Consider the following 16045-nt stretch of genomic DNA (forward strand, 5'->3'; position numbering starts at 1 on the left):
TGTCCGTGGTGGGACGGGCGCGAGGCCCGTGGGCGGAGCCCCCGAGGAACCGGTTGGGCACCCACGCCGTGTCGCGTCCGATTCGTCCAAGACTCCCTCCCACCCCCTGCCTACCGTGACCTCATGACTCCACGATTCGATGTGATCGGTCTCGTCGTCTCCGACATGGCCGCCTCCCTCGCCTTCTACCGCCGCCTCGGGCTCGTCTTCCCCGACGGCTCGGAGGACCAGCCGCACGTCGAGGCCGAACTGCCCGGCGGACTGCGGCTGGCGCTGGACACGGAGGAGACGGTTCGGTCGTTCCACGCGGGGTGGCGGCCGCCCAGCGGAGGCGGACGAGTCTCGCTCGCCTTCCTCTGCGACAGTCCGACGGAGGTCGACTCCGTGTACGAGGACCTGGTCGGCGCCGGTCATCACGGCGAGCTCAAGCCGTGGGACGCCTTCTGGGGCATGCGGTACGCGGTCGTGCACGACCCGGACGGCAACGGCGTCGACCTGTTCGCGCGGCTACCGGAGACCCAGTAGCTCTCGCGTCGGCACCCCCGCCAACTCCCGTACGTCCCGCGCCAGGTGGGCCTGGTCGGCGAACCCGGCGCGGGCCGCCGTCTCCGCCAGGGGCACCCCGCCCCGGGCCAGCGCGAGGGCGCGCTGCAGCCTCAGCACCCGGGCCAGCATCTTCGGCCCGTAGCCGAACGCGGCCAGCGAGCGGCGATGCAACTGCCGTGCGCTCAGGCCCAGTTCATCGGCGACCGCGGCGACCGGGCGGCCCGCGTCGAGGGCCGCGACCACGCCGCGCAGCAGCGGATCAGGGGGTTCCGTGTCCGCCGCACGCTCCAGGGCCACCTCTTCGAGGGCGCTCACGGGGTCCGGGGCCCCGTCGACCTTCTCCGTGAGGCGCCGCACCCGGGCGGCGGGCCACAGGTCGGCCAACTCGACACGCCGGTCTCGGAGTTCATACGCGGGTACGCCCAGCAACGCGGGCGCCGTACCGGGGTAGAAGCGGACGCCCGCCCAGCCACCGGGCACACCGTCGGGAACGTACGCCCGTGTGTCAGGACCGGCCACCAGCAGCCGCCCCTCGGTCCACAGCAGATCCATGCAGCCGTCGGGCAGGACGGGCGCCACCGACGGACCGGCGATCGCGCGGGACCACGCCACCGCGCCCGCGAGCCTGGACGCACGCTCCTCGTACACGTGCGTCAGGCTACGCCGCCCGCGCCCGGTGTTCCTGTGGGCTGACGCCGTACACCCGCTTGAACGCGCTGGAGAGCGCGAACGCGCTGCCGTAGCCGACGTGCCGGGCGATCGAGTCGAGGGTGTCGTCCGTTTCGCGCAGGCGGTCGGCGGCCAGGGCCAGGCGCCAGCCGGTCAGGTAGGCCATCGGGGGCTCGCCCACGAGTTCGCTGAAGCGCCGGGCCAGGGCGGCGCGCGAGACCCCGGCCTTGGCGGCGAGAGTCGCCACCGTCCAGGGGTGGGCCGGGTCGTCCTGCACGAGCCGGAGCACCCGGCCCACGACCGGGTCGGCGAGAGCCCGGTACCAGGCGGGGGCGGCGGCCTCGGGGCGGGAGAACCAGGCCCGCAGCGAGGCGATCATCAGCAGGTCGAGGAGCCGGTCGAGGACGACCTCCTGCCCGGGCTCGTCGCGCACCATCTCCTCGGCGAGGATCGGGGTCAGCGGGCACTCCCACACGTCCGAGGTGAGCGAGAGGAGCGGAGGCAGGGCGTCCAACAGCCTGCGGCTGACCTCGCCCTGCATCATGTACGTCCCGATCAGCAGCACCGTGGAGCCGTCCAGCCGGTCGCCCCAGCTGCGTACGCCGAGTTCCCAGTGACCCTTCAGGGAGCGCCCGTCGGGGTAGGTGCACTCGCCGCCCGGCAGGATCACCGCCTGGGGCGCGGTCTTCGGGTCGTCGGCGCAGAGGTACGGGTCCGGGCCGCGCGCGATGGCCAGGTCGCCCGCCCGCAGCGGCAGCGGCTGTCCGCCGTCCGGCACGACCCAGGCGTCGCCGCGCACCACCAGCATGATCGTCAGGGGGGCGCGGTCCTCCACGCGTACGCACCACGGCGGGTCGAAGCACGCACGGATCATGAAGGCGCCCCGCGCGCGTGGACCCTCCAACAGGCCTGCGAGTGCGTCCATGGCGTCAGCGTAAACGCCCTCCCGGACCCTGTCGTAGACGTGCGCTTATGGGAATGAGCCGTTCAGCGATGGTCCCTTGCCGGGCACGGCAGTTCACTGGCTGCATGACGGACGACACGGCACGTACACACGACATGACGGTACTGGTCACAGGGGCTTCGGGGCGGACAGGGCGCCGGGTCGCGGAGGCCGCGCGGGCGGCCGGTCTCACGGTGCGGGCCGCATCCCGTTCCCAGGGCTTCGACTGGGAGAACCCGACGACATGGGCGGACTCCCTGCGGGGTGCGGACGCGGCGTATCTCGTCTACCCGTCCGACGTCGGCTCCCCCCGGGCCGCCTCGGCCGTCGGTGCTCTCGGGCGGCAGGCGGTCGATCACGGCGTACGGCGGCTCGTGCTGCTGTCGTCGCGGGGCGAGGAGCGTGCCCGGCCCACCGAGGAGGCGCTGAAGGCGTCGGGCGCGGACTGGACGGTCGTACGGGCCGCCTGGTTCGCGCAGAACTTCAGCGAAGGCCCGCTGGTGGAGGGGCTGCGCCACGGGGAGCTGATCTTCCCGGCAGGTGAGGTGCGCGAGCCGTTCATCGACGTGCGGGACATCGCGGACGTCGTGGTGGCCGCGCTGACATCGGGCGACCGCTATGTCGGCCAGGATCTCGCCATCTCGGGGTCCCGGCTGCTGACCTTCCGCGAGGCGGTCGCGGAGATCTCCGGGGCGACGGGCAGCGAGCTGACGTACACCCCGGTGACAGCGCGCCAGTACGGCGACAACCTGGCGGGGTTCGGGGTGCCGCCCGAGGAGGTCGAGTTCCTCGTCGAGCTCTTCGAGAGCCTTCTCGACGGCCGCAACTCCTATCTGTCGGACGGCGTCCAGCAGATCCTGGGCCGCGAGCCCCGCGACTTCTCCGATTTCGCGCGGGAGGCCGCGGCGGCGGGGGTGTGGAAGGCGTAACGCCCGCTGTCACTCCGCCGGAGGCGCTGCTGTCACTCCCCCCGGAGGCGGTGCTGTCACTCTCCCGTAGGCGGTGCGTCCCCGTTCCGGTGCGGATGGTGATGCGTGCTCTTCGCATGCGTGCGCAGCCGGGACGTCACGTCCTCCGGCGGCAGGAAGCGCGACCAGCGTTCCGGGAACTCGGAGGGCATGTCCGGGTCGTCGGGGTCGATGTCGGCGTCGTACGAGCGGGCGGCGGCCGCACGGGCGACGTACTCGGCCGCCTGCTCCTGCCGCAGGCGCTCGTTCGCGGCGCGGGCGGCGGCCGTGGCGGCGGCCGGCCAGACACGGTCGATGGCGGCGTTGACGGCGGCGCCGACCAGGACCGCGAACGCGGACACACCGATCCACAGCAGGACGGCGACGGGCGCGGCGAGCGAGCCGTAGATCGTGGGGCCCTCGACGGTGTTGGTCAGGTAGATACGGAGCAGGAAGCTGCCCAGCACCCACATGGCGAGGGCCACCAGGGCACCCGGCACGTCCTCGACCCACGGAGAGCGCACCGGCACGGACACGTGGTAGAGCGTCGTGAGGAAGACGACCGACAGCACGATGACGACGGGCCAGTACAGGACCTGTACGACGGTCGTCGACCATGGCACGAAGTTCACCACCGCGTCCGGGCCCGCCACCATCAGCGGCAGCGCGACCGAGCCGATCAGCAGCGCCACGATGAAGAGCAGGAACGACATCACGCGGGTCTTCACGATCCCGCGGGTGCCGTCGAGGCCGTACATCACGGTGATCGTGTCGATGAAGACGTTCACCGCGCGGGAGCCCGACCACAGGGCGAACAGAAAACCGAGGGAGATGATGTCGGGACGGCCGCCCTTCATCACGTCGTGCAGGATCGGCTCGGCGATCTGGTGCACGCCCTTCTCGGTGAGGACCGTGCGGGAGGCCTCCAGGATGTTGGACTCCAGGCTGGCGATCGTGTCCGCGCCGGTCCAGTCGTCCACGTATCCGAGCAGCCCGATCATGCTCAGCAGCAGTGGCGGCACGGACAGGAGCGTGAAGAAGGCGGCCTCGGCCGCCAGACCCAGGATCCGGTACTCCATGCACGAGTTGACGGTGTCCTTGAGCAGCAGCCAGGCGGTCCTGCGCTTCGATACGTTCCGATACAGCGCGCGAGCGCGGTGGAAGCGGCCCGAGGGAGGCCGTTCAGGTGTTTCTTTTGCCTGGTGCACGTCCTTACCGTATCCGTATGGCAGCCAGCACCCACACCGTGACCAACCAGGCTCCGCCCCTGGTCGGATATGACGTATTCGCCGCCGACCGGGTCCTCGTGGAGGCGGTCGACCGGCATCTTGATCCAGAGCTGCTGGACGAGGCGCGCGAGGAGCTGACGGTGCTGGGACGCACGTCCGGTTCCGCTCAGGTGCAGGAGTGGGGGGTACTGGCCAACGAGAACCCGCCCAAGCTGCGTACGCACGACCGCTACGGCAACCGGACCGACGAGGTCGAGTTCCATCCCGCCTGGCACCGCCTGCTCGGCAAGGGCGTGTCGGCGGGGCTGACCTCGGCCTGGTCGCGCCCCGGCGGGCACCTCAGGCGGGCGGCCGCCTTCGTGATCTGGACGCAGGTCGAAGCGGGCAACGGCTGCCCGCTGTCGATGACCCACGCGGCGGTGCCCGCGCTGCGCACCGACCCGGCGCTCGCCGCGGAGTGGGAGCCGCGGCTGACGTCCACGGTCTACGACCCGGGGCTGCGGCCCGCCGCCGAGAAGGCCGGCGTGCTCTTCGGCATGGGGATGACGGAGAAGCAGGGCGGCAGTGACGTACGCGCCAATACGACCGAGGCGCGACCGCTCGCCGAGGACGGGACGTACGAGCTGACCGGCCACAAATGGTTCTGCTCGGCGCCGATGTCGGACGGTTTCCTGGTGCTCGCGCAGGCTCCCGGCGGGCTCACCTGCTTCCTCGTCCCGCGCGTCCTGGAGGACCGCACCCGGAACGTATTCCGTATCCAGCGGCTCAAGGACAAGCTCGGCAACAGGTCGAACGCGTCGAGCGAGGTCGAGTTCGACGGGACCTGGGCACGCCGGGTCGGCGACGAGGGGCGCGGGGTGCGCACCATCATCGAGATGGTCGCGGCGACCCGGCTGGACTGTGTGCTCGGCTCCGCCTCGCTGATGCGGCAGGCCGTCGCGCAGGCCGTCCACCACTGCACCTACCGCCAGGCGTTCGGCGGCAAGCTCATCGACAAACCGCTGATGAGGAACGTACTGGCGGACCTGGCACTGGAGTCGGAGGCGGCGACGACGCTCGCGCTGCGGCTGGCCGCCGCGTACGACGACGGCGGCGAGCAGGAGCGGGCGTTCCTGCGGCTCGCGGTGCCGGCCGCCAAGTACTGGGTGACCAAGCGGTGTACGCCGGTGGCGGTGGAGGCGCTGGAGTGCCTGGGTGGCAACGGGTACGTCGAGGAGTCCGGCATGCCCCGGCTGCTGCGCGAGTCGCCGCTCAACTCCATCTGGGAGGGCGCGGGCAATGTGCAGGCACTGGACGTGCTGCGCGCGCTGCAGCGGGAGCCTGGGGCGCTCGACGCGTACTTGCGGGAGGTGGGCCGGGCCCGGGGCGCCGACCACCGTCTCGACGGAGCCATCAAGAACCTGCTGGCCGAACTCGCCGACCTGGACGGCATCGAGGGGCGCGCCCGTCGGCTCGTCGAGCGCATCGCGACGGTGCTCCAGGGTTCGCTGCTCGTCCGGTACGCGCCCCCGGAGGTCGCCGACGCGTTCTGCGCCTCACGGCTGGGCGGGGACTGGGGTTCGGCCTTCGGTACCCTGCCGCACAGTTTGGATCTGGCCACGGTGGTGGAGCGGGCGCGGCCCGTGTCGTGAGGAGTCGCCGGGGCTGATGCGGGAGTGGTGCTGCGCCGACACGGCACCACCCCCGCTTGCTCGCCCCGTTTCCAGGAGCTCGGACGCCGCGCAGGCGACGTCGTTGTCAGTTTCAAGGAACCTTGTGACCGTTGGCGAGAGTTGCAGACCGTTGCATTCGTTTGCCCTCCTTGTGCGAACTTCCGGCGTCCCGGGCCGAGAGCAGGCACGATGTGGGGTGACGGCGGCGTCACAGCTCGTACGCGGTACTGGTTTGGGGAGTGCCCTGTGAAGACCACATCGTTCAACCCCGTCCGCTTCGCTCCGCCGGACGCGTCCGAAACCGTCCGGCGTCTCCAGGAAACCTGGGCCGCAACGCTCAGAGGCGAACGCTCCCCGATCGCTCCCCGGCCGGTTATCGGTCAGTCTTGGCAACGAGTGAAACGTTTCGGGGTCGATCCCGAACAAAGCACGGACAGCGAACTGTTGCAGACGGACGAACTCGAACATCGCCGTACATCCACCGCCCTCGCCGATGTGATGCCCGTCCTCAGTGGCGGGCTGGGCTCGGTCGCCGACGCGTCCCTGCAGATCATGGTGGTCACTGACCCGGAGGGCCGGGTGCTGTGGCGCGAGGGCAACGCGGGGGTGCTGCGCCGGGCCGACACCATCTGTCTGGAGGAGGGCGCCGCCTGGAGCGAGGACACGACGGGCACCAACGCGATCGGTACGGCGTTGACGGCGGGGACACCGGTCCAGGTGCACTCGGCCGAGCACTTCGTGCGCACACTGCACGACTGGACCTGCGCCGCCGCGCCGGTGCACGACCCGCGCGACGGGCGGCTGCTCGGCATCATCGACGTCAGCGGCCCGGACAGCACCTTTCACCCGGCCACGCTCGCTCTGGTCGACTCGGTGTCCCGGCTGGCCGAGAGCGAGCTGCGCAGCAGGCATCTGACGGGCATCGAGCGGCTGCGCGCGGTGGCCGCGCCCATCCTGTGCCGGCTGGGCGGCAAGGCGCTGGTGGTGGACACGAACGGCTGGCTCGCGGCCGTCACGGGGATGCCGCCCGTCGACCGGGTCGCGCTGCCCAGCTCCCTCGGCGCGGGCCCGATCTGGCTGCCCGCCCTCGGGACGTGCGTCGCGGAGCCGATGCCCGGCGGCTGGCTGCTACGGGTCACGGAGACCGAGACCTCCGGGTGCGCCAGCCGTGTGGTGCTCGACCTCACCGAACCCCGGCGGCCGTGCGCCACCATCACCGGCGCGGCGGGCAGTTGGGCACAGGACCTGACCCCACGCCACGCCGAGCTTCTCTACGTCCTCGCCGTGCACCGGCACGGCCGCAGCGCGGCCCAACTCGCGGTCGACCTCTTCGACGACCCGACCCGCACGGTGACCGTCCGCGCCGAACTCTCCCGCCTACGCCGACGCCTCACAGGCCTCCTCGACCACCGCCCCTACCGCTACCGCGAGGAGGTGGACATCGAGGTCCTGCTCCCGAACGACCCACTGGACCTGCTCCCCCATTCGACGGCACCGACGGTGGTGGCCGCACGGTCGGGCACCGCCGGCCCGCCGGGCGTTTGAGAACGGGGGCGGTCGGGCCTGCCGCACGGGGGCCTGGGGCAGGGTCCAAGGGCAGCGCCCCGGGCAGGAGTCCAGGAGCTCAGCGTCCCGGGCCGGGGCCTGGGGCGGAGCCCCAGAAGGATGGGCTGGGTAGGGGCGGCGGGGGCGAAAGAATCCCTCTCGCGCCCAACGAGTGTCGTCACGTGCGTATTTCGTGAGCGTGTTCCGCGGTCTTCGACCGGGCCCGCCGGTCTCTGCCGTAGCATCTCCTCCCAGGCCACCCCACCCGTCTCTCCGTCAACGCCCGGAGCGTGAGAGGCAGTTGGCCTTCCTCGGGAGGACGCATGAAGCACCGCGGCAGGCACCGTCGTCGCAGAAGGGGACAGGCGCTGCGCGCCACCCTGGCCGGAACCGCCCTCGCGCTCACCGCGGCCGCCACCCTGATCAGCACCTCCCAGGCCACGGGCAGCGGCACTCCGGGCGGCCTGACCCCGCTCACCTCGGCGGCCGCGACCGGCAAGCTGCGACTCCACGAGAATCCGGTCGCCCGGGACACCCTCGACACGCTCACCAAGGACATGGGCGGGAACGTCGGCGTCGACGGCGTCCTCCGGGACGCCGACCGCTCGATGCGCGACGAGGCCGACTGCGCCACCGGCGAGCGCGCAGCGCTTCCGGTCGAGCCGACGGCCACCCGCGCGTACTGCTGGGAGAGCGGTGACGCGAAGACCCGGCAGTGGCAACCGCGCTCCGTCACCACGTCGGGCGACGCCGACGACGACGGCCAGTGGGGCCGGCACCGGGTGATCCTGGCCGGCTGGACGCACCGCGACGACCAGGCCGCGGCGCCGACCCGGGACGAGGGCCTGGCCCGGATCGCCTTCGTCGACGCGACCGACCCGCACGCCCTCACGTACGACTGGGTCCTGCTCGTCGCCCCGCGAGACGGCGGCAAGGACTTCGCGGCGGTCCCCTCCGACCTGGGCGGCATGGTCTGGTATCAGGACAAACTGATCGTCACCTCCGCGCACGGCGCGGGCCTCCTCGTCTTCGACATGCACCGCATCCTGAAGGCCGACGTGAACAGCGGCGCCGTCGGCAGAGTGAGCGGCGGCTACTCGGCGGACGGCTACCGGTACGTGCTCCCGGCCATCGGCTCGTACGACGTACCCGACGGTGCGTGCGGCACCGGCGGCCGCGCGGTCCCCTGCTTCGGCTCCCTCTCCCTGGACCGCACCTCGACGCCGGACAGCCTGGTCGCGACCGAGCGGTCCAGGCCCGACGGTGCGGAGCGGGCCCGAGTCTGGCGGTACTCCTACAGCACCGCGGCCTACCGCACGGGCCTGCTCGCCGACTCCCAGGGGTACGTCGACGCCGTCGAGGCCTACGAGACCAAGGGCACCGGTCTGTCCGGCGCCCTCTCCCACAGGCCGACCGGCGCGCGCAAGGCGGACTGGTACGTCGGCCACACACCCGACAGCGGCACCCGGCACGACACCCTCTGGCGGCAGACCGAGCACGGCGCCAAGGCGGCCACCTGCACCGCGGACCGGTCGCACGCGTGTTGGGGTCAGGGCGGCGAGTCCCTCTCCTACTGGCAGGAAACGGGCGAGCTGTGGACGCTGACCGGAGCGGGGGCGGAACGCGTGCTGTACGCGGTCCCGCTGCCCTCGGTCGACAGCTCGCTGGACTAGGGCCTGTCTGCAAGGGTTCTCCGGGCAGGGGACCCGGCGAGCTCCCGGGAGTCGCTTTTGGAGACGCACCCGCCCCCATGGTTCCCTGGCCCGCATGAGCAACCTCACCGTGACCACCTGGTCCCTGGAGCAGACGGCCCCGACGGACCTGCTCCCCGCGATCGCACCCGACGGGGACGTCCGGATCGTGCGCGCGGAGGTCCACTCGCCGGAGTTCAGCCGCTTCCTATACACGTCGGTCGGCGGGGACATCCGCTGGACGGACCGGCTCGGCTGGACGTACGCGCAGTGGCAGGAGGCGCTGGAGAGGCCGGGCGTGGAGACCTGGGTCGCCTACGACAGGGGGACGCCCGCCGGCTACGTCGAGCTGGATCCCCAGGACGACGGCATCGTGGAGATCGTCTATTTCGGGCTGATCCCCGCCTTCCGCGGACGCCGCATCGGCGGACACCTCCTCTCGTACGGCGTCGCGCGGGCCTGGGACTTGGCCGAGCGCTGGCCGGGGCGGGCCGAGACCAAGCGGGTCTGGCTGCATACGTGCAGCAAGGACGGGGAGCACGCGATGGACAACTACCTGCGGCGTGGCTTCAGGCTCTTCGACACCAAGGTCGAGGAGGAGACGGACGCGGCCACACCGGGCCCCTGGCCGGGGGCGCGAGCGGTCTGACCTGCTGATGACCCGATTCGGTACGGTCGGAGGCCCGGCCGTGTGACCGACGACACCCTTGTCTCATGATTCGGGACAAGGGTGTCCACATGATGGATGACGGTGGACTGGCCCGAGATCCTCGTGACACGCTTCCGTCATGTCTGGAACTGGAATTGCCTTGGTGAGTCGGCGGCACGTCGACCTCGGCCGCATGTCCAGCGCCATCTGTCCGGCGAGCTGACCAGCCCAGCTCCGCCCGACCCTTTCCCTTTTGCGAGCCTTGCGCAGTGACGCGCCCATACATCCGTATGCGCCCGTATGCGCAGGTCAGAGCCGCGACAGACCTGTCCCGCAGTCTCGAAGGACGTAGCAACCATGGCCGCCACCCCGCAGAATCCCGCCGCCGCGCCGCGCCGCAAGGTGAGCCGTCACCGCGGCGAGGGTCAGTGGGCCGTGGGTCACTTCACCCCGCTCAACGGCAACGAACAGTTCAAGAAGGACGACGACGGTCTCAATGTGCGGACACGCATTGAGACGATCTACTCCAAGCGGGGCTTCGACTCGATCGACCCCAACGACCTGCGCGGCCGGATGCGCTGGTGGGGTCTGTACACCCAGCGCAAGCCCGGGATCGACGGCGGCAAGACCGCGATCCTGGAGCCCGAGGAGCTGGACGACAAGCACTTCATGCTGCGCGTCCGCATCGACGGCGGCCGGCTGACCACCGAGCAGCTGCGCGTCATCGGTGAGATCTCGCAGGAGTTCGCGCGTGGCACCGCCGACCTGACCGACCGGCAGAACATCCAGTACCACTGGATCCGCATCGAGGACGTCCCGGAGATCTGGGAGCGCCTGGAGGCTGTGGGCCTGTCCACGACCGAGGCCTGCGGTGACACGCCCCGCGTCATCCTCGGGTCGCCCGTCGCCGGGATCGCCGAGGACGAGATCATCGACGGCACCTCGGCCATCGACGAGATCCACAGCCGCTACATCGGCAGCAAGGAATTCTCCAACCTGCCGCGCAAGTTCAAGACGGCGATCTCTGGTTCCCCGCTCCTCGACGTCGCTCACGAGATCAACGACGTCGCGTTCGTCGGCGTGGAGCACCCCGAGCACGGCCCGGGCTTCGACCTGTGGGTCGGCGGCGGACTGTCCACCAACCCGAAGATCGGCGTCCGGCTGGGTGCCTGGGTCCCGCTGGACGAGGTCCCGGACGTCTGGGCCGGTGTGATCGGCATCTTCCGCGACTACGGCTACCGGCGGCTGCGCACCCGCGCCCGCCTGAAGTTCCTGGTCGCGGACTGGGGCGCGGAGAAGTTCCGCCAGGTGCTGGAGGACGAGTACCTCAAGCGCGAGCTCGTCGACGGCCCCGCGCCCGCCGAGCCCGTGGCGCGCTGGCGCGACCACGTCGGTGTGCACCGGCAGAAGGACGGCCGCTACTACGTCGGTTTCGCCCCGCGTGTCGGCCGCGTCGACGGCACCATGCTGACGAAGATCGCCGAGCTGGCGGAGGCGCACGGCTCGGGCCGGGTCCGGACCACCGTCGAGCAGAAGATGATCGTCCTCGACGTCGAGGAGGCGCAGGTCGAGTCGCTGGTCGAGGCCCTGGAGGCCCTGGACCTGACCGCCAAGCCCTCCCCCTTCCGGCGCGGCACCATGGCCTGCACCGGCATCGAGTACTGCAAGCTCGCGATCGTCGAGACCAAGGCGCGCGGTGCTTCGCTGATCGACGAACTCGAGCGCCGCATCCCCGAGTTCGACGAGCCGATCACCATCAACATCAACGGCTGCCCGAACGCCTGCGCCCGTATCCAGGTCGCGGACATCGGTCTCAAGGGCCAGCTGGTCCTCAACGACCAGGGCGAGCAGGTCGAGGGCTTCCAGGTGCACCTGGGCGGCGCGCTCGGCCTGGAGGCCGGTTTCGGCCGCAAGGTCCGTGGCCTGAAGGTCACTTCGGAGGAGCTGCCCGACTACGTCGAGCGGGTCCTGAAGCACTTCCAGGAGGAGCGTGAGGACGGCGAGCGCTTCGCCGCCTGGGCCTCGCGCGCCAGCGAGGAGTCGCTGTCATGAGCGAGCGGGCCGCCCCCTTCTACTGCCCCTACTGCGGTGACGAAGACCTTCGTCCGAGCGAGCAGGGCCACGGCGCGTGGGAATGCGCGGCGTGCAATCGAGCCTTCCAGCTGAAGTTCCTCGGGCTGCTCGCCCGGGGTCTTCAGCAGGATCACGGAGGGGCAGAGATATGACGACCATTCAGGAAGAGCGTACGGGCGAGGACTTGAAGAGTCTCGCCGAGCAGGCGGGGCGCGACCTGGAGGACGCCTCCGCCCTGGAGATCCTCCAGTGGGCCGCCGACACGTTCGGCAAGAAGTTCTGCGTGACCTCCTCCATGGAGGACGCGGTGGTCGCCCACCTCGCGTCCCGCGCCTTCCCCGGTGTCGACGTCGTCTTCCTCGACACCGGCTACCACTTCCCGGAGACCATCGGCACCCGCGACGCGGTCGAGGCCGTGATGGACGTCAACGTCATCACGCTCACCCCGCGCCAGACGGTCGCCGAGCAGGACGCCGAGTACGGCCCCAAGCTGCATGACCGCGACCCGGACCTGTGCTGCGCGCTGCGCAAGGTCAAGCCCCTCGAGGAGAGTCTGACCAAGTACGACGCGTGGGCGACCGGGCTGCGCCGCGACGAGTCCCCGACCCGGGCGAACACCCCGGTCGTCGGCTGGGACGAGAAGCGGCAGAAGGTGAAGATCTCGCCGATCGCCCGCTGGACGCAGGACGACGTGGACGCGTACGTCGCCGAGCACGGGGTCCTCACCAACCCGCTGCTGATGGACGGTTACGCCTCCGTCGGATGCGCGCCCTGCACCCGGCGTGTGCTGGAGGGCGAGGATGCGCGCGCCGGCCGCTGGGCGGGCCGCGCGAAGACCGAGTGCGGGCTGCACGGATGACCACGACCACTCAGATTTCTCAGGAGCAGCAAGTGACGACCGGAGCCACCATCTGGCTCACGGGTCTGCCGAGCGCCGGCAAGACCACCATCGCGTACGAGCTGGCGGGACGGCTGCGCGAGGAAGGCCACCGCGTCGAGGTGCTCGACGGCGACGAGATCCGCGAGTTCCTCTCGTCGGGTCTCGGCTTCTCGCGCGAGGACCGCGACACGAACGTACAGCGCATCGGTTTCCTCGCCGAACTGCTCTCGCGCAACGGAGTCAAGGCGCTCGTCCCGGTGATCGCGCCCTACGCGGACAGCCGTGAGGCGGTGCGCGGGCGCCACCAGACGGGCGGCACGCCGTACATCGAGGTCCACGTCGCCACCCCGGTCGAGGTCTGCTCCGTACGCGATGTGAAGGGCCTGTACGCCAAGCAGGCCGCGGGCGAGATTTCCGGCCTCACCGGTGTCGACGACCCCTACGAGGAGCCCGAGTCGCCCGATCTGCGGATCGAGTCGCACACCCAGACCGTGCAGGAGTCCGCGGCCGCGCTGCATGCGCTGCTCACCGAGAGGGGTCTCGCATGACGACCGCAGCCACTGTCTCCGCGGCAGCCGGCGATTCCGAGGAGTCCAGCCCGTACGCGCTGTCGCACCTGGACGCGCTGGAGTCCGAGGCCGTCCACATCTTCCGCGAGGTCGCGGGCGAGTTCGAGCGGCCGGTGATCCTGTTCTCCGGCGGCAAGGACTCCATCGTCATGCTGCACCTCGCGCTGAAGGCGTTCGCCCCCGCGGCGATCCCCTTCTCGCTGCTGCACGTGGACACCGGGCACAACTTCCCCGAGGTCCTCGAGTACCGCGACCGCACCGTCCAGAAGCACGGTCTGCGCCTGCACGTCGCCTCCGTACAGGACTACATCGACCGCGGTGTGCTGCGCGAACGCCCCGACGGCACCCGCAACCCGCTGCAGACCGTGCCGCTCACCGAGAAGATCCAGTCCGAACGCTTCGACGCCGTCTTCGGCGGCGGACGCCGCGACGAGGAGAAGGCCCGCGCCAAGGAACGCGTCTTCTCCCTGCGCGACGAGTTCTCCCAGTGGGACCCACGCCGCCAGCGCCCCGAACTGTGGCAGCTCTACAACGGCCGCCACGCCCCCGGCGAGCACGTCCGCGTCTTCCCGCTCAGCAACTGGACCGAACTCGACGTCTGGCAGTACATCGCCCGCGAGGGCATCGAACTGCCCGAGATCTACTTCGCGCACGACCGTGAGGTCTTCAAGCGGTCCGGCATGTGGCTGACCGCCGGTGAGTGGGGCGGCCCGAAGGACGGCGAGACGGTCGAGAAGCGGCTCGTCCGCTACCGGACCGTCGGCGACATGTCCTGCACGGGCGCCGTCGACTCCGACGCGACCACGCTGGACGCCGTCATCGCCGAGATCGCCGCCTCCCGGCTCACCGAGCGCGGCGCCACCCGTGCCGACGACAAGATGTCCGAGGCCGCGATGGAAGACCGCAAGCGCGAGGGGTACTTCTAGACATGACCAGCACCACCGAACCCACCGAGCCCTTGTCGGTCGAGCAGTTGTCGGCGACCACCCTGCTGCGCTTCGCGACCGCGGGCTCCGTCGACGACGGCAAGTCCACGCTCGTCGGACGTCTGCTGCACGACTCCAAGTCCGTCCTGACGGACCAGCTGGAAGCCGTCGAGCGCGTGTCCGCCAGCCGCGGCCAGGACGCGCCCGACCTCGCCCTCCTCACCGACGGCCTGCGCGCCGAACGCGAACAGGGCATCACCATCGACGTCGCGTACCGCTACTTCGCCACCGCACGCCGCCGCTTCATCCTGGCCGACACCCCCGGACACGTGCAGTACACCCGGAACATGGTCACCGGCGCCTCCACCGCCGACCTGGCCGTCGTCCTCGTGGACGCGCGCAACGGCGTCATCGAGCAGACCCGCCGGCACGCCGCCGTCGCCGCGCTGCTGCGCGTCCCGCACGTGGTCCTCGCGGTCAACAAGATGGACCTCGTCGACTATCAGGAGTCCGTCTTCGCCGCGATCGCCGAGGAGTTCACGGCGTACGCCTCCGAGCTGGGCGTCCCCGAGATCACCGCGATCCCGATCTCGGCGCTCGCCGGTGACAACGTGGTGGAAGCCTCCGCGAACATGGACTGGTACGGCGGTCCGACGGTCCTGGAGCACCTGGAGACCGTGCCGGTCAGCCACGACCTGGCGCACTGCCACGCCCGGCTGCCCGTGCAGTACGTGATCCGCCCGCAGACGGCCGAGCACCCCGACTACCGGGGTTACGCCGGTCAGATCGCGGCCGGTACCTTCCGCGTCGGCTCCGACGTCACCGTGCTGCCCTCCGGTCGTACGTCGAAGATCGCCGGCATCGACCTGCTGGGCCGACAGGTCGACGTGGCCTGGACCCCGCAGTCGGTGACCCTCCTGCTGGAGGACGACATCGACATCTCGCGCGGCGACCTGATCGTGCCGAGCAAGGACGCGCCGCCCACGACCCAGGACGTCGAGGCGACCGTCTGCCACGTGGCCGACCAGCCGCTCACCGTCGGCCACCGCGTGCTGCTCAAGCACGGCACCCGCACGGTGAAGGCGATCGTCAAGGACATCCCGTCCCGGCTGACGCTGGACGACCTCTCCCTGCACCCGCACCCGGGCCGGCTGGCCGCCAACGACATCGGCCGCGTCAAGATCCGTACCGCCGAGCCGCTGCCGCTCGACTCGTACGCCGACTCCCGCCGTACCGGTGCGTTCATCCTGATCGACCCGGCCGACGGCACCACGCTCACCGCGGGCATGGTCGGCGAGTCGTTCGCCTCCCCCGAGCCGGTCAAGGACGAGGGCGACGACGACGGGTGGGACTTCTGACATGACGTCCACCGACTTCTTCTCCACGTTCGCGAAGGAGGGCGGCCGCGTCGGCAGCGGCGCCCTCGGCAGCGGGCAGGGCGGAGTGGCGCGATGTGCGCGATGACGTACGCGCACTGCTTGCGCGCCCTCACCCCCCACCGCCTGCGAAAACGAAGACCTGCCGACTTCCCGGCCACGACCTGAGAGTCGTGACCGCCGGGCCAACGAGAGGAACACCTCCCGTGCCTGCCATCCGCTCCGCCTTTGTTCGTCGCGGCATAGCCGCCGCCGTGGCCCTCCCCCTCCTCGGCCTCGCCGCTTGCAGTTATGGCTCCGAGGCGAAGGACGACACCAAGGCGAAGGTCGCCGCCGGGTCGAAGAAGATC

General features: G+C 70.8%; 16 protein-coding genes. 13 read left to right on the forward strand and 3 right to left on the reverse strand.

Annotated elements, in window-relative coordinates; all coding sequences use genetic code 11:
* Positions 1-123 precede the first annotated feature (123 nt).
* Positions 124-525 carry a VOC family protein gene (locus IEY95_RS47275; protein WP_189192526.1) on the forward strand — a complete coding sequence of 134 codons (402 nt, stop codon included), beginning with the start codon at positions 124-126 and terminating at the stop codon, positions 523-525.
* Here IEY95_RS47275 and IEY95_RS47280 read toward each other — a convergent pair.
* Positions 508-1194, reverse strand: coding sequence for a helix-turn-helix transcriptional regulator (locus IEY95_RS47280; RefSeq protein WP_189192527.1), 687 nt, complete (start codon positions 1192-1194; stop codon positions 508-510). The two genes, IEY95_RS47275 and IEY95_RS47280, sit on opposite strands and share 18 nt — an antisense overlap.
* 10 nt (positions 1195-1204) lie before the next feature.
* Positions 1205-2140: an AraC family transcriptional regulator gene (locus tag IEY95_RS47285; RefSeq protein ID WP_189192528.1), complete on the reverse strand. Its 936-nt coding sequence runs from the start codon at positions 2138-2140 to the stop codon at positions 1205-1207.
* A 104-nt stretch (positions 2141-2244) separates the two neighbouring features.
* Between IEY95_RS47285 and IEY95_RS47290 the strand changes: the two genes are divergently transcribed.
* Entirely contained in the window at positions 2245-3087 is an 843-nt protein-coding gene (locus IEY95_RS47290; protein WP_189192529.1) for an NAD(P)H-binding protein, read from the forward strand.
* 56 nt (positions 3088-3143) lie between these two features.
* Here the strand turns inward: IEY95_RS47290 and IEY95_RS47295 are convergent, their stop codons facing one another.
* Entirely contained in the window at positions 3144-4313 is a 1170-nt protein-coding gene (locus IEY95_RS47295; RefSeq protein ID WP_189192530.1) for a YihY/virulence factor BrkB family protein, read from the reverse strand.
* A gap of 17 nt (positions 4314-4330) precedes the next feature.
* Between IEY95_RS47295 and IEY95_RS47300 the strand changes: the two genes are divergently transcribed.
* The 11 genes from IEY95_RS47300 to IEY95_RS47345 all read left to right on the forward strand — a co-directional run bounded on the left by IEY95_RS47300 (position 4331) and on the right by IEY95_RS47345 (position 15677).
* A complete protein-coding gene (locus tag IEY95_RS47300) occupies positions 4331-5965 on the forward strand; it encodes an acyl-CoA dehydrogenase family protein (RefSeq protein ID WP_189192531.1) in 1635 nt (544 codons plus the stop codon).
* A gap of 267 nt (positions 5966-6232) precedes the next feature.
* Complete coding sequence (locus tag IEY95_RS47305; RefSeq protein ID WP_373294692.1) at positions 6233-7531, forward strand: GAF domain-containing protein; 1299 nt, start codon at positions 6233-6235, stop codon at positions 7529-7531.
* 323 nt (positions 7532-7854) lie between these two features.
* Positions 7855-9204 (forward strand): hypothetical protein, encoded by a 1350-nt coding sequence (locus IEY95_RS47310; RefSeq protein WP_189192533.1) that lies wholly within the window; start codon positions 7855-7857, stop codon positions 9202-9204.
* 94 nt (positions 9205-9298) lie between these two features.
* Complete coding sequence (locus IEY95_RS47315; RefSeq protein ID WP_189192534.1) at positions 9299-9871, forward strand: GNAT family N-acetyltransferase; 573 nt, start codon at positions 9299-9301, stop codon at positions 9869-9871.
* 139 nt (positions 9872-10010) lie between these two features.
* On the forward strand, positions 10011-10094 hold the full coding sequence (locus IEY95_RS50970) for a putative leader peptide (RefSeq protein WP_309486338.1): 84 nt from the start codon (positions 10011-10013) through the stop codon (positions 10092-10094).
* Between the two features lie 134 nt (positions 10095-10228).
* Positions 10229-11923 carry a nitrite/sulfite reductase gene (locus tag IEY95_RS47320; RefSeq protein WP_189192535.1) on the forward strand — a complete coding sequence of 565 codons (1695 nt, stop codon included), beginning with the start codon at positions 10229-10231 and terminating at the stop codon, positions 11921-11923.
* The gene (locus IEY95_RS47325; protein WP_189192536.1) at positions 11920-12096 is read left to right on the forward strand and encodes a hypothetical protein; all 177 of its coding nucleotides are present in this window, start codon (positions 11920-11922) and stop codon (positions 12094-12096) included. The genes IEY95_RS47320 and IEY95_RS47325 overlap by 4 nt, the downstream gene beginning before the upstream one ends.
* A complete protein-coding gene (locus IEY95_RS47330) occupies positions 12093-12803 on the forward strand; it encodes a phosphoadenylyl-sulfate reductase (protein WP_189192537.1) in 711 nt (236 codons plus the stop codon). The genes IEY95_RS47325 and IEY95_RS47330 overlap by 4 nt, the downstream gene beginning before the upstream one ends.
* On the forward strand, positions 12800-13372 hold the full coding sequence (gene cysC, locus IEY95_RS47335; RefSeq protein ID WP_189192538.1) for an adenylyl-sulfate kinase: 573 nt from the start codon (positions 12800-12802) through the stop codon (positions 13370-13372). The genes IEY95_RS47330 and cysC overlap by 4 nt, the downstream gene beginning before the upstream one ends.
* Positions 13369-14319 carry a sulfate adenylyltransferase subunit CysD gene (cysD, locus tag IEY95_RS47340; protein ID WP_189192539.1) on the forward strand — a complete coding sequence of 317 codons (951 nt, stop codon included), beginning with the start codon at positions 13369-13371 and terminating at the stop codon, positions 14317-14319. Before cysC ends, cysD begins: the two co-directional genes overlap by 4 nt.
* Positions 14320-14321: 2 nt before the next feature.
* Positions 14322-15677 (forward strand): sulfate adenylyltransferase subunit 1, encoded by a 1356-nt coding sequence (locus IEY95_RS47345; RefSeq protein WP_189192540.1) that lies wholly within the window; start codon positions 14322-14324, stop codon positions 15675-15677.
* The last annotated feature ends 368 nt before the right edge of the window (positions 15678-16045 follow it).

The sequence above is a fragment of the Streptomyces albiflavescens genome (assembly GCF_014645835.1).
GTDB lineage: Bacteria > Actinomycetota > Actinomycetes > Streptomycetales > Streptomycetaceae > Streptomyces > Streptomyces albiflavescens.